The sequence below is a fragment of the Shewanella algae genome (assembly GCF_009183365.2).
Classification (GTDB): Bacteria; Pseudomonadota; Gammaproteobacteria; order Enterobacterales; family Shewanellaceae; genus Shewanella; species Shewanella algae.
The window spans coordinates 1,145,001-1,166,386 of record NZ_CP068230.1 but is presented as its reverse complement, the minus strand read 5'-3'; the positions used below and the strand labels follow the sequence as shown (position 1 = coordinate 1,166,386).

At 52.7% G+C, this 21,386-nt stretch carries 21 protein-coding genes, 2 tRNA genes and 2 rRNA genes (1 of these 25 only partly in view); 10 read left to right on the top strand and 15 right to left on the bottom strand.

The features are described 5' to 3' along the window. Nucleotides 1–25: 25 nt before the first annotated feature. Complete coding sequence (locus E1N14_RS05275) at nt 26–586, bottom strand: TetR/AcrR family transcriptional regulator (RefSeq protein ID WP_037436673.1); 561 nt, start codon at nt 584–586, stop codon at nt 26–28. Between the two features lie 117 nt (nt 587–703). Between E1N14_RS05275 and E1N14_RS05270 the strand changes: the two genes are divergently transcribed. Further along, nucleotides 704–1,252, top strand: coding sequence for an HPP family protein (locus E1N14_RS05270; protein WP_025009869.1), 549 nt, complete (start codon nt 704–706; stop codon nt 1,250–1,252). Here E1N14_RS05270 and E1N14_RS05265 read toward each other — a convergent pair. Further along, nucleotides 1,239–2,549: a short-chain fatty acid transporter gene (locus E1N14_RS05265; protein ID WP_025009868.1), complete on the bottom strand. Its 1,311-nt coding sequence runs from the start codon at nt 2,547–2,549 to the stop codon at nt 1,239–1,241. The two genes, E1N14_RS05270 and E1N14_RS05265, sit on opposite strands and share 14 nt — an antisense overlap. 187 nt (nt 2,550–2,736) lie before the next feature. Between E1N14_RS05265 and E1N14_RS05260 the strand changes: the two genes are divergently transcribed. Continuing rightward, nucleotides 2,737–3,207, top strand: coding sequence for a BamJ family beta-barrel-assembly machinery protein (locus E1N14_RS05260; protein ID WP_025009867.1), 471 nt, complete (start codon nt 2,737–2,739; stop codon nt 3,205–3,207). Nucleotides 3,208–3,262: 55 nt separating this feature from the next. Here the strand turns inward: E1N14_RS05260 and E1N14_RS05255 are convergent, their stop codons facing one another. Beyond that, a complete protein-coding gene (locus E1N14_RS05255; RefSeq protein ID WP_062793355.1) occupies nt 3,263–4,480 on the bottom strand; it encodes a M24 family metallopeptidase in 1,218 nt (405 codons plus the stop codon). 158 nt (nt 4,481–4,638) lie between these two features. On the opposite strand from E1N14_RS05255, the gene E1N14_RS05250 reads away from it, so the two are divergent. Next, nucleotides 4,639–4,959, top strand: coding sequence for a hypothetical protein (locus E1N14_RS05250; RefSeq protein ID WP_025009866.1), 321 nt, complete (start codon nt 4,639–4,641; stop codon nt 4,957–4,959). Nucleotides 4,960–4,989: 30 nt separating this feature from the next. Here E1N14_RS05250 and E1N14_RS05245 read toward each other — a convergent pair whose 3' ends face one another. Next, complete coding sequence (locus tag E1N14_RS05245) at nt 4,990–5,766, bottom strand: ROK family protein (RefSeq protein WP_025009865.1); 777 nt, start codon at nt 5,764–5,766, stop codon at nt 4,990–4,992. 84 nt (nt 5,767–5,850) lie between these two features. Next, nucleotides 5,851–7,041 carry an MFS transporter gene (locus tag E1N14_RS05240; protein WP_062793354.1) on the bottom strand — a complete coding sequence of 397 codons (1,191 nt, stop codon included), beginning with the start codon at nt 7,039–7,041 and terminating at the stop codon, nt 5,851–5,853. Nucleotides 7,042–7,156: 115 nt separating this feature from the next. Here E1N14_RS05240 and E1N14_RS05235 point away from each other — a divergent pair, with 115 nt between their 5' ends. The 5 genes from E1N14_RS05235 to lipA all read left to right on the top strand — a co-directional run bounded on the left by E1N14_RS05235 (nt 7,157) and on the right by lipA (nt 11,526). Further along, nucleotides 7,157–7,420 carry a hypothetical protein gene (locus E1N14_RS05235; RefSeq protein ID WP_025009864.1) on the top strand — a complete coding sequence of 88 codons (264 nt, stop codon included), beginning with the start codon at nt 7,157–7,159 and terminating at the stop codon, nt 7,418–7,420. Nucleotides 7,421–7,560: 140 nt separating this feature from the next. Further along, nucleotides 7,561–9,369 carry an aminopeptidase P family protein gene (locus E1N14_RS05230; protein ID WP_062793353.1) on the top strand — a complete coding sequence of 603 codons (1,809 nt, stop codon included), beginning with the start codon at nt 7,561–7,563 and terminating at the stop codon, nt 9,367–9,369. Between the two features lie 135 nt (nt 9,370–9,504). Next, on the top strand, nt 9,505–9,771 hold the full coding sequence (gene ybeD, locus E1N14_RS05225; protein WP_028781166.1) for a DUF493 family protein YbeD: 267 nt from the start codon (nt 9,505–9,507) through the stop codon (nt 9,769–9,771). Nucleotides 9,772–9,908: 137 nt separating this feature from the next. After that, nucleotides 9,909–10,568: a lipoyl(octanoyl) transferase LipB gene (gene lipB, locus E1N14_RS05220; protein WP_025009862.1), complete on the top strand. Its 660-nt coding sequence runs from the start codon at nt 9,909–9,911 to the stop codon at nt 10,566–10,568. Continuing rightward, nucleotides 10,561–11,526 carry a lipoyl synthase gene (lipA, locus tag E1N14_RS05215; RefSeq protein ID WP_025009861.1) on the top strand — a complete coding sequence of 322 codons (966 nt, stop codon included), beginning with the start codon at nt 10,561–10,563 and terminating at the stop codon, nt 11,524–11,526. The genes lipB and lipA overlap by 8 nt, the downstream gene beginning before the upstream one ends. 150 nt (nt 11,527–11,676) lie before the next feature. Here lipA and rimI read toward each other — a convergent pair whose 3' ends face one another. Together rimI and E1N14_RS05205 are read right to left on the bottom strand one after the other, a co-directional pair. Continuing rightward, nucleotides 11,677–12,135 (bottom strand): ribosomal protein S18-alanine N-acetyltransferase, encoded by a 459-nt coding sequence (gene rimI, locus E1N14_RS05210; RefSeq protein WP_252727298.1) that lies wholly within the window; start codon nt 12,133–12,135, stop codon nt 11,677–11,679. Beyond that, nucleotides 12,132–12,467, bottom strand: a complete 336-nt coding sequence (locus tag E1N14_RS05205) for a DNA polymerase III subunit psi (RefSeq protein WP_025009859.1) — start codon at nt 12,465–12,467, stop codon at nt 12,132–12,134. The genes rimI and E1N14_RS05205 overlap by 4 nt, the downstream gene beginning before the upstream one ends. A 280-nt stretch (nt 12,468–12,747) precedes the next feature. Here E1N14_RS05205 and dpsA point away from each other — a divergent pair, with 280 nt between their 5' ends. Beyond that, complete coding sequence (gene dpsA / locus E1N14_RS05200) at nt 12,748–13,218, top strand: DNA starvation/stationary phase protection protein DpsA (RefSeq protein WP_025009858.1); 471 nt, start codon at nt 12,748–12,750, stop codon at nt 13,216–13,218. On the opposite strand, the gene E1N14_RS05195 is transcribed toward dpsA, so the two are convergent. Continuing rightward, entirely contained in the window at nt 13,219–13,689 is a 471-nt protein-coding gene (locus E1N14_RS05195) for a hypothetical protein (protein ID WP_037436671.1), read from the bottom strand. Beyond that, the gene (locus E1N14_RS05190) at nt 13,689–14,843 is read right to left on the bottom strand and encodes a PepSY-associated TM helix domain-containing protein (protein WP_025009856.1); all 1,155 of its coding nucleotides are present in this window, start codon (nt 14,841–14,843) and stop codon (nt 13,689–13,691) included. Before E1N14_RS05190 ends, E1N14_RS05195 begins: the two co-directional genes overlap by 1 nt. A 125-nt stretch (nt 14,844–14,968) precedes the next feature. Here E1N14_RS05190 and E1N14_RS05185 point away from each other — a divergent pair, with 125 nt between their 5' ends. Then, nucleotides 14,969–17,071, top strand: a complete 2,103-nt coding sequence (locus tag E1N14_RS05185) for a TonB-dependent siderophore receptor (protein ID WP_025009855.1) — start codon at nt 14,969–14,971, stop codon at nt 17,069–17,071. 147 nt (nt 17,072–17,218) lie between these two features. Here E1N14_RS05185 and E1N14_RS05180 read toward each other — a convergent pair. From E1N14_RS05180 to E1N14_RS05155, 6 genes are all read right to left on the bottom strand, one after another. Further along, a tRNA-Trp gene (locus tag E1N14_RS05180) sits at nt 17,219–17,295 on the bottom strand. 177 nt (nt 17,296–17,472) lie between these two features. Then, a complete protein-coding gene (locus E1N14_RS05175) occupies nt 17,473–17,988 on the bottom strand; it encodes a DKNYY domain-containing protein (RefSeq protein WP_162173423.1) in 516 nt (171 codons plus the stop codon). 159 nt (nt 17,989–18,147) lie between these two features. Next, the gene (locus tag E1N14_RS05170; RefSeq protein WP_025009853.1) at nt 18,148–19,077 is read right to left on the bottom strand and encodes a DKNYY domain-containing protein; all 930 of its coding nucleotides are present in this window, start codon (nt 19,075–19,077) and stop codon (nt 18,148–18,150) included. A gap of 832 nt (nt 19,078–19,909) precedes the next feature. After that, nucleotides 19,910–20,025, bottom strand: a 5S ribosomal RNA gene (rrf, locus tag E1N14_RS05165). Between the two features lie 166 nt (nt 20,026–20,191). Continuing rightward, nucleotides 20,192–20,267, bottom strand: a tRNA-Val gene (locus tag E1N14_RS05160). 91 nt (nt 20,268–20,358) lie between these two features. Beyond that, nucleotides 20,359–21,386 (bottom strand): 23S ribosomal RNA (locus E1N14_RS05155) (it continues 1,865 nt past the right edge of the window).

The window sequence follows — 21,386 nt, the reverse complement described above, 5'->3', positions numbered from 1 at the left end:
GAGCAAGCTCACTTACCAAACAAGCTCAATCAAGTAAGCCAAGTGCCAGCTTGCGGCCGCGCTCGGCAGCATACTGCCGGCTGACGAGCTGGGCCGAGACTATCGTCCCCTCTTTAATCAAACACAGCTGCCCGGCCAACTCACGAGCGTGCTCGCTGCCAAGCCAAGACGACAATTTCTGCTCAAGCTCATTTTGAACCCTGGCCTTATGCTCACGGCAGAGACGATTTACCGGATGCTCGGGTGAGGGATACTCGGCGGCGGTATTGATAAAGAAACAGCCGCGAAACTGGCTCAGGGACTCAACCCGGCTGTTGAACCAATCATCCAGGGCGTTAAACAGCTCATGGACCAGCTCCGTCGGCGTTTGCGCCGCCTCCAGCCTTTGATTCAACCAGTCAAAAAACAGCTGATCGCGATAACGCACCACGGCCAGCACCAGGGCCTCCTTCCCCTCGAAATGATGATAAAGGGTCTTCTTGGCTATGCCGGCCTCGGCCAGAATTTGATTGATGCCCACCCCATGCACACTCTCTCGATAAAAGAGTTCAAAGGCGCCGGCAAGCAGTTGGGAAACCTTGTCCATCTCACACTCCTTAACGATTCAATATGAGTTTGACAAAAGTAGAACGGTCTGTCTACCATAAAAGGTAGACCGATTGTTCTACCAAGCAAAAATGCTGACAACCAAAGGAAAACAGATATGGACAACACACCTCCCCTGACTGCAACACCTGCTGCAAAAACCACAGCCCAAGCGGCGACAAACCGTTGGCAGGCTGCCGCCTGGGCCACACTGGGCGCCGGAAGCTGTATTGGATTACTGGCGGGATTACAGGAGATGCTGACACAGAATCTGAGCTGGAGTCTGCTGCTGATGGCACCATTCGGTGCCACTATGGTGTTGCTCTACGCCCTGCCCCAAAGCCCGCTGGCGCAGCCGAAAAACATCTTCTTCGGCCACCTGCTCACCTGCGCTCTGGGACTCTTGTTATTGCACACCTTGGGAGTGTCGCCGCTGACACTGGGGTTGGGAACCGGCCTCGGGGTCGGCCTGATGATGTTGACCAATACCACTCATCCACCGGCCGGTGCCAACCCCTTGCTGGTGATGCTGGCCGGGGCCGACTGGCAGTTTTTGCTAACGCCTGTGGTTTCGGGGTTGCTGCTGATCCTCGCTTTCGGTTGGGCCTATCACAAGAGCCTGTATATCAAGGGGATCAGCAAGCATAACTGGCCTAAAACCAACTGAGGGCAACACTTATCACCACGCCGGTGATCAGCAACTGCATCAGGCAAAAACCCATGATATCCCGGGCCTTGAGCCCGGCAATGGCCAACACAGGCAGCGCCCAAAAAGGCTGGATCAGGTTGGTCCAGGCATCCCCCCAAGCCACCGCCATGGCGACTCTGGCGACATCGGCGCCAAGTGCCTCGGCGGCCGGCAACATGATAGGTGCCTGTACCGCCCACTGGCCGCCACCGGACGGCACGAAGATATTCACCACCCCGGCGCTGATAAAGCTCCAGAATGGCAGTGACTCGGCGCTGGCAATGGCAACAAAACCCGAAGAGATACTCTGTGCCAGCCCGGACTGCACCATCACCGCCATGATGCCGGCGTAAAAGGGAAACTGGATCACTATCCCGGCGCCGCCCTTTATCGCCTCATTGAGACTGACCAGCAGACTGCGTGGCGTCTGGTGCAAGGTTATCGCCAGAAACAGAAACAGGAAGTTGACTATGTTGAGGTTGAGACTGCCCCCCTGAACAAAGAACCAATACCCCAGATACCCCAGACCACACAGGCCCACCAGGATCCCGAGTATCCGGCTGTTCTCCAGATAGTCGGCCGGGCGTTTGTTCTCATTCTGAGTCGGCGCAGCATCCTCGAGCAGCGCAGGATCGACTATCACAGACTCTTTGTCATCCGGCAGCATAAAGCGATTGACCAGCGGCATTATGATAAACAGCAAGGCAAGTAGCAGCAGATTAAAGTCGGCAAAAATGGTTTCCGAGGTAGGAATAATGCCTATCTGCGCCTCGGCAAAATGTCCTGGTGTGGCCACTGTCAAAGGCACTGAGCCCGCCAAGCCGCCGTGCCAGACCACAAAGCCCGAATAGGCACTGGCTACCAGCAAACGGTAATCCACCTTGACCCGGCGCGCCAACGCCTTGGCAAACAGGGCACCGACCACCAAACCGAACCCCCAGTTGAGCCAACTGGCCGCCAAGGAGACCAAGGTCACCAGTATGATAGCCTGCGGCGCACTACGGGCCAGAGACGCTATGGCGTCCAGCAGCTTCTTCACCGGCGGAGAGCTGGCCAGCATAAAACCGGCGACCAGCACCAACAACATCTGCATCGAGAAACTGAGCAGGTTCCAAAAACCACTGCCCCAATAACCCAGCACTTCTACCGGTGTCTTTTGCTGGCCGAGCATGGCGGCAGCAAACACCAACAGAGTAAGCAGGAGCACAAAGATATAGGGATCGGGCAGATACTTATCCACCAGCTTGACCAGTGGCCGGGAGGCGCGATTGAGCATAGGGGTTTCCTTGAGTCTTATTATGATTATTCTGCGGAGAGCTGATTTAGCTTTCACTTTTTTATCAATAGCCTACACAAGTCTGCCCGTGGGATAAAGCCCGACAAAAGTACACTATAACCCGAAGCTGTAAATGCCGCAGTCCAACTGCTAAGATAGCGCCACCTTCAGGACAGAGGATCCCCAAATGAGAATGTTGCTTGCCGTGGTGGTTATCGCCGCAGTTATTTTTTACTTTTTCACCACCATGAATGGCCAAAAACTGGCAAAAGAGAATATTGCCAAGGGCGAGGTATTTCTTGAGGCCAATAAGCATAAAGAGGGTGTGGTCACCACAGACTCAGGGCTGCAGTATCAGTTGCTGCAGAAGGGACAAGGCCAGGTTCATCCGGGTCCCAAGGATAAGGTGACAGTGCACTACCATGGCACCCTGATTGACGGCACTGTGTTTGACAGCTCGGTCGATCGCGGCGAGCCCATCGCCTTTCCACTCAATCAGGTGATCAAGGGCTGGACCGAAGGGGTTCAGTTGATGACAGAAGGCGACAAGATGCGCTTCTTTATACCCAGCAGCCTGGGCTACGGCAATCGCTCTGCCGGCTCCATCCCGCCGGGTTCGGTACTGATTTTTGATGTGGAATTACTCAAGATCAACTAACAATCCCCAACAATAAACCCGGCCAAAGCCGGGTTTGTTGTTTCAGTAACAGCTGTTAACCCTGCGCGAAGGGATCGTCAATCGACTTGGCCGGCTGGGTAAACCAGCGTGGCCCCTCTGCCGTCATATAGAAGTGATCTTCATGGCGAACGCCGAACTCGCCGGGCACACAAAGCATGGGCTCATTGGAAAAACACATACCAACGGCCAGTGGGGTATTGTCGCCATCAACCAGGTAGGGCCACTCATGAATATCCAAGCCTATGCCGTGGCCAGTTCTATGGGGCAGTCCCGGCAGTTGATATCCGGGCCCGAAACCGGCCCCTTCCAACACGGCTCTGGCCGCCTTGTCGACACCACTGCAGGGCGCACCTAAAGCCGCCGCTTCAAAACCGGCCCTCTGCGCTGCCTGTTCCAGCGCCCACAATTGCCGCTGCCGCTCGCTTGGCGTACCAAATACATAAGTGCGGGTAATATCCGAGTTGTAACCATGCAGCTGACAGCCAGTGTCTATCAACACAGTGTCACCCGGCTCCAGCGTCTTGGGCGACTTGACCCCATGGGGATAGGCACTGTCCTCACCAAAGAGCACTATGCAGAAATAGGAGCCACTGGCCCCCACGGCTCTATGGGCCTTGTCGATAAAATCTTCCACCTCGGCGGTACTGATCCCCGGGCGTAATATTCTGGCGGCGGCCTTGTGCACTTCGAGCGTCATATCCATCGCCCGCTGAATCAGCCTCAGCTCGGCGGCCGATTTATGCATTCGCAGTTGGGCACTAACCTTGGCGCCGTTGACAAAGGCAAGCTCGGGGCAAGCCTCACGCAGGCCATCAAACAAAAAGAAAGGGGCAGATTCATCTATAGCCAGAACGGCGCCCGGGCGCAGACAGCCCATGCGCTCAAGCACATTGCGGCACAGCTCATAGGGACTCTGGTGCTCATGCCAGGTGTTAACCGCTCCAGGCTGCAACATAAAGCCCTTGAGGGTGTCGAGTTCAAATGCCGGCGCCAGGTATTCCAGCTCACCACGACAGGGCAAAATCGCTCCTACCATACGCTCACTGGCATACCAACGCAGGCCGGAGAAATAGTAGAGATTGGTGCCGGCATTGAGATAGAGGGCATCTATCCCCAACTCTTGCATCAGCGTCTGGGCATTTTGTTGCCTGGTTTTGAAGTCGGCGGCTTCCACCGCTGTGACATCCCGGGTCATATCCACCAGCTTTGCCAACTCCTGCTCCGGGGTTGAGCCACCAACGCCTGTGCTCATAGAATTCTCCTGCTTGATTACTTTTAGTCGTTATTTGCTTGGGTATTAATGTGCTCGAGAGTTTTAGCATATTGTATGCAAATTTTAAAGCAGCAAACGAAATTGCCAATTTCCGGCGACCGCTGGTATGCTGCTTGCGCCAAACGCGGGAGTACAATATGCAGGATCTTGCCAACTATATTCTGGCCATAGAAGGACGGACAAGCAGCGCTGAACTGTTGGAATCGGTGCAAATTCACACCACGGACGATGAAGGTTTATGGCAATATCACTTTGCCGATGGCGCCATTATCGAAAAACAGCAGGAGCTGGAACAGGAGCCAAGCCAGCCTAATATCGGCGAGCTTTGTGAAGATAACTGGACCCGTTATCGGGTGCTGAAAGGAAACGATATCAGCCCAAAGCAAAAAGCTTTCAGCAACCTGTGCCAACGGGCCTTCTGGTTGAAGATGCGTCAGGCCTGCCAGGAACCGGCTTGAAGGGGGATGTCTCCCCCTTGAACCAGAGTATCAGGCCTGTTGCATCAGCATTACTTGCAGGCCGCGGCAGACCAAGGTCTCCATATCGTCGACCCGACTTATCTGACACTGACTGACAGTGGCAGGAACCGCCAAGTCTTTAACACCGCTGACACAGCCCTTGTAGTAGTCAGCATTGGCCAACATGTTACCGGCGAGCCAGAGTTTTTGCGGATTGAGCAGGTTAACCGCCCAGGCAATGCCCATCCCCAGATAGGCCCCGGCGCGGTAGAGTTCTACCGGGTTGCGCAAGCGTCGACGCCGCACCGACTCGCCGCTGGCCAACTGTTCGAGGCTGAATTCCCCCGACTCCGTCATCACCCGGCAAGCCCCAAGCTCACCGGCCAGACCATTGGCACCGCTGAACACCCGGCCGTTGAGCGCCAGTGACATGCCGATCCCTGTGCCACACATCACCAAGAGTTCGCACTGGTGTTTTACGCTGGCAATGGCGTGCAGACCGGCGTGGATATCATTGCTGATAGCCACCAGTTCACCACGGCTGCTGAGTTTTTCCGGGTTGAGCCCCACCAGCGCCGGCAAGGCACGACAGGATATTAGTTGGTTGTCTCGCACCATGCCGGGGAAGGCCAGAGCCAGACGGTAGTTTGCAAGCCCATAATCAGATTCAAGTTCAGCCAATTGCCGATTGAGATCTGCTATGGTGAAACTCTCTCCGGTGGGGATTTTATATTGTTCTGTTGTTTCCCCTTGCCGCAGCTGAAACAGCGCGGTTTCAGTCCCCACTTCGATCGTTAATGTCGACATTAATAAACCCCTTTTTACCGTACCGCCAGAGGCGGTAGACGGCCTAAGATGTTAGCACAGTGCTGCCGGCACCGCACCTAATCATCAAGGTTCTGTTATTTGTAACGCTTTGCTTTTACTTAACTTCCACCATGCTATCAGGATAAGTTGGGTCGCAATGGCGGGAATACAGATCACCAGCAGCAGTTGCCAGCCGAGCTGATAAATGACCCAGCCGGCCCCCAGAGAGGCCAACGCCTGAGAGCCAAATACCAGAGAATCGTTGAAAGACTGCACAGTGAATCTCTCTTCGGGGCGATAACAGCCAGGCAGCAGCGAAGTGCCGGCAACAAACAGGAAGTTCCAACCCACACCCAACATCACCAGCGCACTCCAATAGTTGAGCAGGTCACGCCCCGCCAGCGCCAGAGCCAAGGTCAGGCAGTAAAGCGCCAGCCCGGCCAACATGATGCGGGTGTGACCCAAGCGGGCTATCAGGTAGCCACTTATCAGCGAGGGCAGATACATGGCAATCACATGACTCTGGATCACCCACTTGGTATCCTCCAGGCTGTGATGCTCTATGTGATGCATATGTACCGGGGTCGCCGTCATGATAAAACTCATCAAGGCGTAGCCTATAACTGCGGCGCCGCAGGCAACCCAGAGTCGGCTTTGACGCAAAATAATTGGCAATGGCCGAATATCCATACTCTCAACCTTGGAGGCTTTGAGCACTGGGCCTTCATCTTGATAAAACAGCAGGCAGGCCAGCGCCAGCACACCGACCAGAGTCACCATCAAAAATGCACCTGTGTAGGTTACCGGCAAAATATCCTTGGCCAGCAAGGCCAGTTCTGGCCCGAGGAAGGCGGCGAGTAAACCACCAAGCAACACCCGGCTGGCTGCCTTGGCAGACAGAGTCGGCGCCACTGACTCCATGGCGGCAAAACGGTATTGCTGAATAATGGCGCCGCCGCATCCGAGCAGCAGACCACTGCCACAAAATCCCCAGAACTGGGCATACCAAACACTAAGCGCCGCCATAGCGCCGGCCACACTGGTCAGCAGGGCGCCACCGATAAATACCCGTCGCCGACCCAAACGCTGCATCAAGATATTGATGGGCACAATCGCTACAGCGACTCCGACTACCATCATGGCGATAGGCAGTGTCGACAGCGAGGGAACCGGGCTCAGCTCTGCCCCTATGATGCCTCCGAGCAATACCATGATAGGTGTGGCACTCATGGCAAAGGCCTGCGCCAACATCAACACCCAAACATTTAGCGGCATAAAGGCATCCTTGAATAAAAGTCGAGACAGATAAAAACCTTGAACAGGTCAATAAACATACATAGAGTTAACCTAAGCCAATCAGTTTTAACATTTTCATTCAAGGAAGAACACTGTGGGAAAGCGAAACTGTATCAGAGTGCTACTGTTGACCTTGCTTCTGGGCATCGGAGCAGGCTGCAGCAACCAGCCATACTCTCCTTCTCAGGATCTCTATGACAACGTGGCCGACAATGTCGAGCAGCGCAATGAAAAGCTGGCGCGGGATCAACAACCAAGCGATGACAGAGTACGCAGTGAAGATGTCAGCAAGGGAGTGATGGCTACTCTGGTTAGCTCCTTTTTGGTCGGCATAGCGACTCTGTTTGGCAGCAATTAACTTGGCCCCCTTTACAGCAGTTAAAGTTTTTTCAACATGCCCACCCTTGCGAAGCGACTTCAGGGCTTGCCATAATCCGCTATCACTCATAAAGACAAGGTCGGCCAAGGGTACCCAAGCCGACCATCAGCGGAGCCCCTATGTTGCAATCACAATCGCCCAAGAGCCCCCATATCGCATCACGGCTTAATGCCGTGCGCAGCGAAATGGCCAAACACCAACTCGATGCCTTTATCCAGCCCCGTGCCGACGAGTATCTCGGCGAGTATGTGCCGGCGCACAACGAGCGTTTGCATTGGCTGACCGACTTTACCGGCTCGGCGGGGATGGCGATTGTGATGAAGGACAGCGCCGCCATTTTTACTGATGGTCGCTACACAGTGCAGGTGAGGCAACAGGTGGACTCGACCCTGTTCAGTTATGAGAGCCTGACAGATATGCCCCAGGCACAATGGTTGGCGGAAAAGCTGCCGGCCGGTTGCCGCATTGGCTACGATCCCAGGTTGCATACCCTGGCCTGGCAGCAAGATGCCGAAGCCACACTGAGCAAGGCGGGTATGACACTGGTGGCGCTTGACGACAACCCGGTGGATTTGCACTGGCAAGGCAGACCCGTGCCGGAAAACAAGCCCATTATCCTCTTCAATGCCGAGTCTGCCGGCAAGAGCAGCGAACAGAAGCGCAGTGAAATCGGCGCCCTGGTGAAAAAGGCCGGGGCCGATGTAGCGCTGATAGCGGCGCTGGACTCCTTCTGCTGGTTACTCAATATCCGCGGTCAGGACGTGCCCAGGTTGCCCGTGGTACTGGGCTGTGCCCTGCTGGAAGCCAATGGTGAGGTGACACTGTTTACCGAGCTTGCCAAATTACCCCAGGGGATTGAAGCCCACGTAGGGGCCGGTGTCAGCTTCCGCGCCGAGTCGGAGCTCGCCGAAGCGTTGCAAGCGCTTGAAGGCAGAAAGCTTTTAGCCGATCCCAATAATGCCAACGCCTTCAGCCAATTACAGGCCAAAGCCGCCGGCGCCAAACTGATCGCCGGACTCGATCCTGTGGCACTACCCAAGGCCTGTAAAAACAGTGCCGAACTGCAGGGAATGCGCGCCAGCCATATCCGTGACGGCGTTGCCGTGAGCCGTTTCCTGGCTTGGTTGGATGCCGAAGTGGCCGCAGGCCGCCTCTACGATGAGGGCACTCTGGCTGATAAGCTCGAGAGCTATCGCCTTGAGGATCCTCTCTACCGCGAGCCAAGCTTTGACACTATTTCCGCCACCGGCGGCAATGCGGCCATGTGCCACTATAACCATCTCAACGGCACTCCGGCCATGATGGAGATGAACAGCATCTATCTGGTGGACTCTGGCGCCCAGTATTTGGACGGCACCACGGACGTTACCCGCACCATAGCCATAGGTGAAGTCAGCGCCGAGCAGAAAAAGATGGTGACCTTGGTTCTAAAGGGGCATATCGCCCTGGATCAGGCCCGCTTCCCACGGGGCACTACGGGACAACAACTGGATGCCTTTGCCCGTCAATACTTGTGGCAACACGGTTTTGACTACGACCACGGCACGGGCCATGGTGTTGGCCACTTCCTCAGCGTTCATGAAGGCCCACAAAGAATAGGCAAGAACCTCAATGCCATCCCCTTGCTGCCCGGAATGGTGCTTTCTAACGAGCCCGGCTATTACCGTACAGATGCCTTCGGTATCCGTCTGGAAAACCTGGTGGAAGTACGCCCCTGTGAAGCGCTCAAAGGGGCAGAGCGGGAGATATTCGAGTTCGACGCTCTGACTCTGATCCCCATGGATAAACGCTTGATAGACAAGAGTCTGCTTACTGAAGCTGAGCTCAATTGGTTCAATGACTATCACAGCCGCGTTTATCAGACTCTGTCACCGCTGATGAGTGGCGAATCACAGGCCTGGCTCGAACAGGCCACCTCGCCGCTGTAACACCCAAGGGCGCCGTCAATGGCCGGCGCCCTTTGTCAAACTCTCTGTGCTATTCGCGAGAAGATCCGCCCCTTGAATTGGGATATAATAGCCGCCATATAGCCGTTATTATTTTGCCATGAGAATCTCAATCCCATGATAAGTACCACCTTTGATCAGTATCTGGAGTTTCCAACCTCCTTCCCATTTAAAGTGGTTGGCGATGCCAGCGATACCCTGGCCGACCGCGTAGTCGAAGTCGTCCAGAAGCACGCCCCCGGCGATTACAGCCCTACCACCAAGGCCTCCAGCAAAGGCACCTATATCTCGGTGACCATAAATGTGAGAGTGACCAGCAAGGAACATATCGAAACCTTGTACACTGAACTTGCCGCTATTGAAGGCGTTCGCCGGGTACTCTGATACCTGGCACTCGGCAGAGAAAGTGTGATCTGGATTACATTTTTCCTGCCGAAGCGTATAATACCTGCCGGTATCAGAAAGTGAGCACAGCTTGATACTGATTGGTATCATCTCAAACAGAGGGGGAGACGTTGCCCTTGCCAGACAATACATTGCATATCCGCCACTTGGGTAACATGGATTATGAGACTGTATGGCATGCCATGCAGCACTATACCGACACCCGTGACGAACACAGCCCAGATGAACTCTGGCTGGTGGAGCATCCACCGGTTTTCACCCAAGGCCAGGCCGGTAAGAGTGAGCATCTGCTCAACACCGGCGATATCCCGGTGATCCAGGTGGATCGCGGTGGCCAGGTAACTTACCATGGCCCGGGGCAGTTGGTCGCCTACCCTCTTATCAACATCAAACGGCGCAAGCTTGGGGTAAGACAGCTGGTTACCGACATAGAACAAAGCCTGGTGGAGCTGCTCAAGCGCTTCGATATTCCAGCCTACGCCAAGGCCGATGCGCCGGGTGTCTATGTCGAGGAGCGTAAAATCGCCTCTTTGGGGCTGAGGATCCGTAAGGGATGCTCATTCCACGGCTTGGCGCTGAATGTCGACATGGATCTCGCCCCTTTTCGTCGTATCAACCCCTGTGGTTATGCCGGACTCGAAATGGCCCAGTGCAAAGCACTCGGTGGCCCCCAGAGTGTCGAGGAGGCAGGCCAACACCTGATTGAAACTTTTAGCCAACGTTTGGGCTATGAGCAAACAGTGCATCACCAAGGATTAGCAGAGTCATATGAATAGGCCAGAAAGATTACAGCCCGGTGTGAAATTGCGGGACGCCGAAAAGGTCGCCCGAATCCCGGTCAAAGTTGTGCCATCAGAGCGCGACACCATGCTGCGCAAGCCCGATTGGTTGCGGGTTAAGCTGCCATCTTCCAATCAGCGGATCCTGGATATCAAACAGGCACTGCGTAAAAATGGTTTGCACTCAGTGTGTGAAGAAGCCTCTTGCCCGAACCTGGCCGAGTGCTTCAACCATGGTACAGCCACCTTTATGATCCTCGGTGCCATCTGTACCCGGCGTTGTCCCTTCTGTGACGTAGCCCATGGCCGTCCACTCAAGCCTGACGCCGAGGAGCCACTCAAGCTGGCACAGACCATCAAGGATATGAAGCTCAAGTATGTGGTGATCACCTCTGTGGATCGTGACGATCTGCGTGACGGCGGCGCCCAGCACTTCGCCGACTGTATCCGTGAGATCCGTAAACTCAACCCTGAGATCAAGATAGAGATATTGGTGCCTGACTTCCGCGGCCGTATCGATCAGGCGCTGGATATTCTGGCGACCGAGCCACCGGATGTATTCAACCACAACCTGGAAACGGCTCCGGCTCACTATCGTAAGGCCCGTCCCGGTGCCAACTATCAGTGGTCATTGGATCTGCTCAAACGCTTTAAAGAACGCCATCCGGATATCCCGACCAAGTCGGGGATCATGCTCGGACTGGGTGAAAGCAATGAAGAGATTGAACAGGTGCTCAGAGATCTGCGCGCTCACAATGTCAACATGCTGACTCTGGGCCAGTATCTGCAGCCATCCAAGTTCCACTTGCCGGTAGAGCGTTACGTGACTCCCAAGGAGTTTGACGACTTCCACAACCTGGCAACCGAACTTGGCTTTACCCACGCCGCCTGTGGCCCGCTGGTTCGCTCAAGCTACCATGCAGACCTTCAGGCCCAAGGGAAAGAGGTCAAATAGACCAAGCCCAAGCACCTAAAGAAACAGCGCCCACAGGCGCTGTTTTTCTATTTATGGGCACAATTAAAAGCTTTAGGGTTAGCGGCAAAGCTCTGACATAGCTGCCTCTGCCCATATTAACCGGGATGAGCGAAGAAGAGCCAAGAGAGACTAAGAGGAGTGAAGAGACAACTCCATCAGCAGAGCATCTTCCCGGCCCTCTTTGGCCTGATAGTAATCGGCCCTGGAGCCGGTCTCAATAAAGCCCAGGCGCCGATACAAGGCGATAGCGGCGGCATTACCCACCCTGACTTCCAGCAATAATCTCTCCACACCACTCTCTTTAAGCAGCTCGATTGCCGCCTGTAATAATTGCCGCCCCAACCCCTGACCTTGTGCGGCAGGAGCGATACAGATATTCATCAGGGTCGCTTCCTCGAACAAGACCTGCAGCAAGCAAAAGCCTTGAAGCTCCGGTCCTAGATATAACCCCAGAGCCCGGTAAAAACGGCCAAAGCAACTGCCCAGAGTCGCCTCACTCCAGGGAAACTCATGGGCCAGTTGTTCAATTTTCATCATCTCGTCGAGGTCATCGGCCTCCAAGGCTCTGATTGCAATAACCTCTGTCACTTCGCCTCCAACCTGTGCCAAATCTGTTGCCATAGGGCGCGCTTGCCCTCACTGCCTGACATCAATTGCGCCGGCTGCGATGAATTCAGCCAGGCCCCTTCAACAGGCTCAGGGAACATATTCCATATCACCTCTTGCCCAGCCACAGGCCGATTACCGACGCTGCACTGCCCGGCCTCCAGTCCCAATAACGCCAACACCTTGAGCACCAGAGGATGTTGCAATACGCTCTCGTCAGCATCAGGCACCAACAGCATGAAAGGCACCTGGGAGGGAGAGTCTTGTCTACTGCGCCACAGCTCTATTCCCATGGCGTGCAGATATTTATTCATGGTGATTGCGCTCCGCTTTAACGCAGTTTGAAAATGTCGCCCAAAATCCATAGCCGAGGGACGAACAAGAAGGGCAAAAAATGACTGAAGGAAACCCGCAACAGAGCTTCCAAGTTAAGCGCTTTAGAATACCAGCTTGCTCAGCAACTGTCTGTGACCTGAGAGCAAATCCCCCGGCAACCAACTTAAACAAAATCGATTGCAGATATCTACTTTATCCACTTTAACTAATTAAACTCCGGAGTAGTATAGAAAACAGATCATTTACGGAGGTTATATTATGAATATCAATATCGGGATCAATCAAGCCGATCGTCTGGAAATAGCCAACGGTTTGAATCGCTTACTTGCTGACACCTACAGCCTTTATCTTAAGACTCACAGCTTCCACTGGAACGTGACAGGCCCCATGTTCACCAGCCTACACCAACTGTTTGAAGAGCAGTACACCGAATTGGCTGCCGCAGTGGATGTCATAGCAGAGCGGGTCAGAGCCCTGGGTGAAAGAGCCTTGGGATCCTACAGCGCCTACGCCGCTCAGACCGAAATAAAAGAAGACTCAGGCATCACAGATGCCAAACAGATGCTTGAGGAACTGCTGGAAGGCCAGGAGATCATTATTCGAAACGCCCGGGCACTCTACCCTTTGGTGAACCAGGCCAATGACGAAGCAACGGCAGATCTGCTGACCCAGCGTATTCAGCTGCATGAAAAGACCGCCTGGATGCTTCGCAGCTTGTTAGTGCAGTAATTACTGCACTAACACCCAAGCCGACGGCAAAGGCCAATGAGCGACATAACGCCGTCCGTGCCAGTCTTCAAGAGTTAGCCATAACTTATCGGCCGCGCCGAACGCGGCCGGAGCTATGGCGTGTACATGTTGGCCGTGGCGACTTCCGTGCAAGATGCCACTCTCACCTTGCTGCAACACCTCCAGCGCCAGTGGCTCAGGACCAATATTCAGGTATCCCTGGCGAATATCACTCACTTCTCCTGCAATAAACCTCAGGGCAAAGTCCTTCACATATTCACCATGGTGCAGATAAGCCGGCGCCATATCGGCCGGAGTGGCCTCTACCTCAAACGGCCCGGCACTTACTGATGACCAGCTCACTGGTAATTCAGGCGTCAAGGAGCGATAGAGAAACCAGATGGGCAGCAATAACAACACTCCGTTGAGCTTGAATTTATTGCGCTGCCAAAAAGAAAGCCGTTTCTTCATCAATAACTCTCCTGTTGCTCTGCCACTAATGGCACCTCTTGTTGACGCCTGCCAGCCTTGAATATGCGACTGCTCCAGATCATAAATCCGGTGATAGACATACCACTGAGTAATAAGCCAAACAGGAACCAGATAATCTTGGTCCAAACGCCAGCCAAAGTGCCGTAATGCAAGGGATCGGCAATATGCATCATAGTTTGCAATGTGGTCATGGTTTGCGGTGACTTGCTACTGACGATTGCGCCGCTCCAGGGATCCAGTTCCAATCCGTAGGCATACTGGTCATAAAACAGGAAATCGCCACTGCCCTGCAAACGATAGAGGTCCCGGTTGTGCTCCGGCAAACTGATATAACTGGGATGAAAGTCGGGAAACTGCTCTTTGGCCTGTAACAGAGCCTGTTCAAGACTCAAAGAGGGCTGAGGTCTGGCTTCGCCCATTGGCACATCGGCGATATCAACCAGAGGCGTGTGGGGCTCGATATCGACATCGGCATGCCACATTATTCCTTGTGCCAGATACCAAAGACCGGTAAGACTCATCAGGACAATAAACCAGATAGACCAAACACCCAGCAGGCGATGCAAATCTGTCACCAGGGTTCTCTTACCTTGGTTGAATCTTAATTTGGGGCTGAAGAAACTACGCCAGAAACGCTTGTATATAACCATCCCGGATATCACAGACCCCAACATCAACAGTGATAAACCACTGACCAGGTAATACCCGACACTAAAACCGTTTTGCCAGGGAAACAGCAACCAACCATGCAATGAGCGCATAAATCCGATGAAGGTAATACCACTGTTCACCTCCTGGATCTCTCCGCTGTACTGGTTCACATAAGCGATAGCAAAGGGCTTGTCGACATCGGAGAACACTACGGCATTCACCAGATAAGGCTCAAACAGCATCACATTGCTGACATCGGCATCAGGGTAAGCACGCTGCACATTCTCCACCAACTCGGCAACGCTCTTTTCCGGTAAAGCATCCGGATTCAATGCCCTGGCCGCGGGATTCGTCAGCCAGGTAATCTCATGGCTCAAAACAGCCACTGTCCCGGTCAAACATACGAAGCAGAACAGCAACCAGATAGGCAATGAACACCATCCGTGAAACAGGAACCACATGCGATTACTTATCTTCGGCATAGTTTCTCATGGCTAAAAAATAAAGCTGAATTGTAAATACAATAGAAATCATTATCAATATCGCAATAATAACTACAGAAAAACCAAGTTCAGCTAACACAAGCCATCATATTGAGAGGGGAAATATGCACAGAGTCGTCACTGCCAGCCTGTTGGCGGGCATCAGTCTGGTACCGCAGGCATACGCAAAGGACCAGGAAACCACAACAGACTCAAGCGATATTGAAGTAATACAGATCAAGGGCAGTCGCCTGGACAAGGCTGCCACGGCAACTGGACTGCCACTGACACTCAGGGAAACGCCGCAATCTGTGTCCATCATAGATCAGGAATTTATTCAGAGTTTCTCTTTGAATAATATTGCCGAGATCATGACCCTTAGCCCAGGGATCTATGCCCAGCAGGCTGAAACCAATCGTTACTTTTTCAATGCCAGAGGCAATCCTATCACCAACTTTCAGTTTGATGGGGTGCCGGTCAACTACAGCAGCTTCTTCAACGATGCGGTTACAGATACCATCATCTTTGACCGAGTGGAGATAGTCCGTGGTGCCACAGGGCTCCTGACTGGTGCAGGTGAACCCTCGGCCGCCATAAACCTGATCCGCAAACGCCCCAAGGCCTATCCATCAGGTTATCTGAGTGCCAAGCTAGGCTCCTGGAATAGTTACCGAGTCGAGGGTGACGGCTCATTTGATCTGGACCAGGATGGTAAGTATCAGGCGCGGGTTGCTGCAGCCTACGAGGATAAAGAAAGCTACGTTAATCTCTCGGAAGAGCAAAATCTACAACTCTATGCTGTGTTCAGCGCCGCTCTCAGTGACCAAACCAAACTGTTGATCGGAGCCGATCATAGTAAACGCGATCCCAAAGGCTCAACTTGGGGTGGGTTACCACTGTTTTATGCCGATGGAAGCCTGGCGGATGATCTGTCCACCTCCAGTACTACTGCCGCATCCTGGTCCCGTTGGGAACGGGAAGGCACCAATGTTTTCGCTTCAGTTGAGCACAGCTTCGATAGCGACTGGGATCTGAGAATCGACTTGGAGCACAGAGAAGATGAAATGGATGGCCATCTGCTGTACTTGTCCGGTTATCCCGATAAAACAACCGGCCTGGGAATGGGGGCTCTTCCTATGATTTACCAATCCTGGCGCGATCAAGATGCAGCCAGGCTGTTTGTTTCGGGTCCCTTCGAACTCTTTGGCCGTAGCCACAGGTTAACTGCGGGTCTGCTCTACTCCAAGCAGGAAGTGGACGCCGATTCATATTACAGCAGCGACACTCTGCAAGTGGGTAATTTCTTTGAGTGGGATGGCAGCATCAATGAACCCTCCTACACACAAACTCCCCAGCGCAGCGAATCGACCGAAACCCAGCAGGGTGCCTATCTGGCTAGCCAATTATCTCTGCATGACGATGTCACTCTTATCTTGGGTGCCAGATTGAGTAAATATGAAATGGAGGTAAACCAGGACAACAAGGATTATAAACATGATGATGTTTTCACGCCTTACGCCGGACTGGTATACAAGCTCAACGATACCCTGTCGCTTTACGCCAGCTATACCGAAATCTTTCAACCCCAGAATGCCAAAGACATTAATAACCAGTACCTGGATCCCGTCACAGGCGACAACATAGAGTTGGGGGCCAAGGGGGACTTCTTCAACGAAGCGCTGACGGCAAGCCTGGCGGTATTCAAGGTGCAAAAAGATAATGTCGCCGAAGCCGATCCCGGGCAACCACCGCTACCGGATGGCAGCTTCCCTCAACGAGCGGTGAAAGGCGCCAACAATAAAGGTTTCGAATTGGAGCTTAGCGGCCACCCCAGCGACGACTTGGACGTGTTCTTCAGCTATACCTATAGCGAATCAGAAAAGGCCGATGGCAGCCCCTTCGGGACTCATTTGCCCAAGCATCTGCTGCGTATTTCCAGCCTGTATCACTTCGACGGGGCGCTGAGCGATCTGACTCTGGGAGGCAACATCAGCTGGCAAAGTAAAACCTACAAAGACCAGGTAGGCCCTAACAAAGCTTCTTCCAGGCAGGATAGCTATTTCCTGGCTAATCTGATGGCCAGCTATCAAATACAGGACAATCTAGTTGCCAGGTTAAATGTCCGGAACCTGTTCGACAAGAAGTATTATTCCAGCATCGACTTTTACAACCAGGGTTTCTTTGGTGAACCGAGAAGCCTGGAGCTGAGTATCAACTACACCTGGTAATCCCTGCTTGCTCATGGTTCAGTAAGCAAAGTGGTAGCTCAAACAGCAGCCTGTAGGGCTGCTGTTTTTATATCGAGAACAGAGAAACTTTGAATGCCGTCATAAAGGAAAACGGCCCGCATATTGCTATGCGGGCCGTCTGGAATGTGGCAGGGGTGGCAGGACTCGAACCCGCAACCGTCGGTTTTGGAGACCGCTGTTCTACCAATTGGAACTACACCCCTGTGGAACGAGGGGCATTATGCAAAAAGCCTTCCTAAAGGTAAAGGACTTTTTGGCACAAACACCTCTGATTGCAGCTTTTTCAGGCAAAGCCAAGCCGTGGTGCGCATCCAGGGTTTTCTCTAGACAAAACCAAGCAGCCGTAAACAGCGAACCAGCCCAGAACATAAGCCAAAGACTCAGGAATATTCGGACTCAGGTAACAACTGCCGCCAATCAAAAGTCCGTTGCTTATCATGCCCTTTTTGCTGCAACTTAACATCTTGTCTGAAATCTGGAGCGTGAAAGGTTTTCGGATCAGCCTCAGCTATTACATGAAACCTGTCATTCCAGTCGATGCAATATACATGCTTACCATCCTTGGCAAAGTAGTGATTGAAAACTACCAAACTTGCACCATCCAATTGTTTGTTTTGCAAAAGATTACGATAAATCACCCTGCCATTATTCAGGGCAAGACACTCAGCGGAGATAAAGCGGCAATTGCTTTGGTAAACCGATTGAGACTTGGCGTTTTTCAACTCGCGGTCATGACGATAAAGCTGTCCTGCAATACTGAAATAATGGTGTCCGAAGTATTCAAAGTTCTCCAGCATCACACGACTCAATTTCTTGCCCCGATAATAGAGCGACAGGCCGTCACTCAATAGGTATTCAGAGTAAAGCTGTACAACGTCTGGCTGAACACCTTTCAATATCTTGCCACGACAGATGACTTTGCTCCCATCAGTGAAATACTCACCACCAATACAAGTAAACGTCGCGGCATTGACCTTACTGAGCTTTAACGCACAAAAATGGTACCTGTCTTCAAGGTCTCGCCAGTAGAGTTGGCAGTCATACAGATAATAGCCCTACTGTAAATATTGGAACTTGCCCGGCGCCAGTTCAGTCAAGCATTGATACTTGTCCTTATCCTGCAGTCGTCCTGCATGGTTTCCTTGCAGACTTTCTCCCGCCAAGGCAAAAGGCGGTAGCGTGAAATAAACCGCCTGCTCAGTAACGGCAAAACCATCACCCAAAAACTGCCAGCTGAGTTCCGTTTCGTCGGTACTGCTTTTGCTGTTTAACAGCCAGGAGTATGTCTGTTCACTTCCCGGATAGAGACTGAAGAAAAGTTGAAGATCTTTTATCTCCGCACTATTCGAGTCGGCCTTCCCCAGATTGTAGCCCCTGTATTTGTCGATGGCATCGAAGCCTAATCCCGTGCGTTCGTTGAAGTTAAAGCTCAGAAAACTATCAGGGTCAGCGCCTTCAATGGCCTTGCCACGAAAATACACCTGACTCGCATCTCGGGCATAATCGCACTCCAGGCCGATGAAACTGGCAGCGCAGCTATTGTTTATTCTGGTCGAATTTATGTAGGCATGTTTACTATCGACAGCATAGTATCCCTTTCCCGGAGGTATCCTGAGTTCCCCCTCAATACGCCTACGAGCGCCAAACATCCCGGAGTAAAGATAGCGCTCATCAAATGCATACCATTCATTCAATATTCTCAAGTGACCGTGGACCAGAGGAAAGACACCCCAGCGACCGCTGCGCTCAGGACGTATATAGAGATGAGTCTTATCGCCGTAGAAGTGGCCGCCAAGATGGGCAAAAGCCTTAGTATCTATGCCATAGATAGTGGCTCCTTCCTTATCTTTAATCGGCAACAGGCAACCCTTATCATCCGCTAAGAAAAAGATGTTCTCTTCCCCCCGGTATAGATTAGCCTCAGTGCCATCGACTCTCAGCAAGCGTTCAACCGTGAGTTTCTTTTGGGAATTGGTCTGCTTCATGCCTGACTCCTTTTTCTGGCAATCCCAAGATCATAAACAACCCCAAAAGAAGCACAAGCTGTGATCGATTCATTTCCTAGGAGTCCGGTAACTGTCATCCAAGCGGCATCAAATAGTAATTGAGGGAATAATGGAAAGGTGAACGATGATAGGTTAGCAAGATAGGTGAGTCATCACCATACAGCGCCAGACATCTAGAGCTGGATTAATGCAAAATTCACAGGTTCCAAACGCAAAAAAGCCACCTTGTTCAGGTGGCTTCTTTACTTAAGCCTCGAGTACCTTTATTGAGGATACCGGTTGGGTGAAGTCTTTGTGCTCCAGAGACTGGATAAATCTGCCCAGACAAGCGGGTCAATCTATTCTCAATATCTCCACAGCACCATCTCACATGGGGGCGAAAGACATCTGCTCATCAAGCACAGCTTGATAGATGGCTGTAGCGCGAAGCAGCTTGGCTGCGAGCTGAGGGGCACACACTGCGCCAGCAGCTTTGGGCTGCATGTTAAGTCGTGCTCGCTGGAAACGAGACAAACAAAAAAGCCCTAGCATTTAGCTAGGGCTTTTTTGTTACTGTTTTGTCTCCACTTTTTAAGAAAGTGAAGATAAAATTGGGCGTCTGGCGATGGCCCGCTTCGAGCAAGCTCTCCGCGTTCGTCTGTCGCATCAAACTGAGTTTGATAAACGCGATAACCTCACCCTACTCCACATGGAATTGTGCCTCACTGCGTTCGGACTCTTTATCTTCCCCATGTGAGAGTGGACATTTCAAAATGCAATTAAAACGAAAAATCCCCAACACAAAGTGCTGGGGATCCATCGTTTATTGGGCGTCTGGCGATGACCTACTCTCACATGGGGAGACCCCACACTACCATCGGCGCGATTGCGTTTCACTTCTGAGTTCGGGATGGGATCAGGTGGGACCACAATGCTATTGTCACCAGACATATTCTTACTGGTTAATTGTCCGTCTGACGGTATTGTTTCCTCGCTACACTGCTCATGTACTTCAGTACACTGCGCGGCTCGCTCGTCACGGCTTTGTCAGCCAAACAATTACCTGCGTCATTAACCTTTGTTCTTCAATTCAGAAAGCTGTTGCTTTGAAATATGGTGGTCGCTACTGGGATCGAACCAGTGACCCCCTCCTTGTAAGGGAGGTGCTCTCCCGGCTGAGCTAAGCGACCGGTATTCTTGGCTGTGCTCTTTTCAGAGCCTGAGTTCAAACTTCAATCAAGTATCTAACTTCTTCAAGTCCGTAAAACCCATCTGGGTTGTATGGTTAAGCCTCTCGAGTCATTAGTACAGGTTAGCTCAACGCCTCGCAACGCTTACACACCCTGCCTATCAACGTCCTGGTCTCGAACGGCTCTTCAGAGGGCTCTAGGCCCTAGGGATGACTCATCTTGGGGCTCGCTTCCCGCTTAGATGCTTTCAGCGGTTATCGATTCCGAACGTAGCTACCGGGCAATGCCATTGGCATGACAACCCGAACACCAGCGGTTCGTCCACTCCGGTCCTCTCGTACTAGGAGCAGCTCCCCTCAATCATCCAACGCCCACGGCAGATAGGGACCGAACTGTCTCACGACGTTCTGAACCCAGCTCGCGTACCACTTTAAATGGCGAACAGCCATACCCTTGGGACCGACTTCAGCCCCAGGATGTGATGAGCCGACATCGAGGTGCCAAACACCGCCGTCGATATGAACTCTTGGGCGGTATCAGCCTGTTATCCCCGGAGTACCTTTTATCCGTTGAGCGATGGCCCTTCCATTCAGAACCACCGGATCACTATGACCTGCTTTCGCACCTGCTCGACGTGTCTGTCTCGCAGTTAAGCTGGCTTATGCCATTACACTAACCGTACGATGTCCGACCGTACTTAGCCAACCTTCGTGCTCCTCCGTTACTCTTTGGGAGGAGACCGCCCCAGTCAAACTACCCACCAGGCACTGTCCCTAACCCCGATTAGGGGCCCAGGTTAGAACATCAACACTACAAGGGTGGTATTTCAAGGTTGACTCCAACAAGACTGGCGTCTCATCTTCATAGTCTCCCACCTATCCTACACATGTAGGGTCAATGTTCAGTGCCAAGCTATAGTAAAGGTTCACGGGGTCTTTCCGTCTAGCCGCGGGTATACGGCATCTTCACCGCAATTTCAACTTCACTGAGTCTCGGCTGGAGACAGCGTGGCCATCATTACGCCATTCGTGCAGGTCGGAACTTACCCGACAAGGAATTTCGCTACCTTAGGACCGTTATAGTTACGGCCGCCGTTTACCGGGGCTTCGATCATGAGCT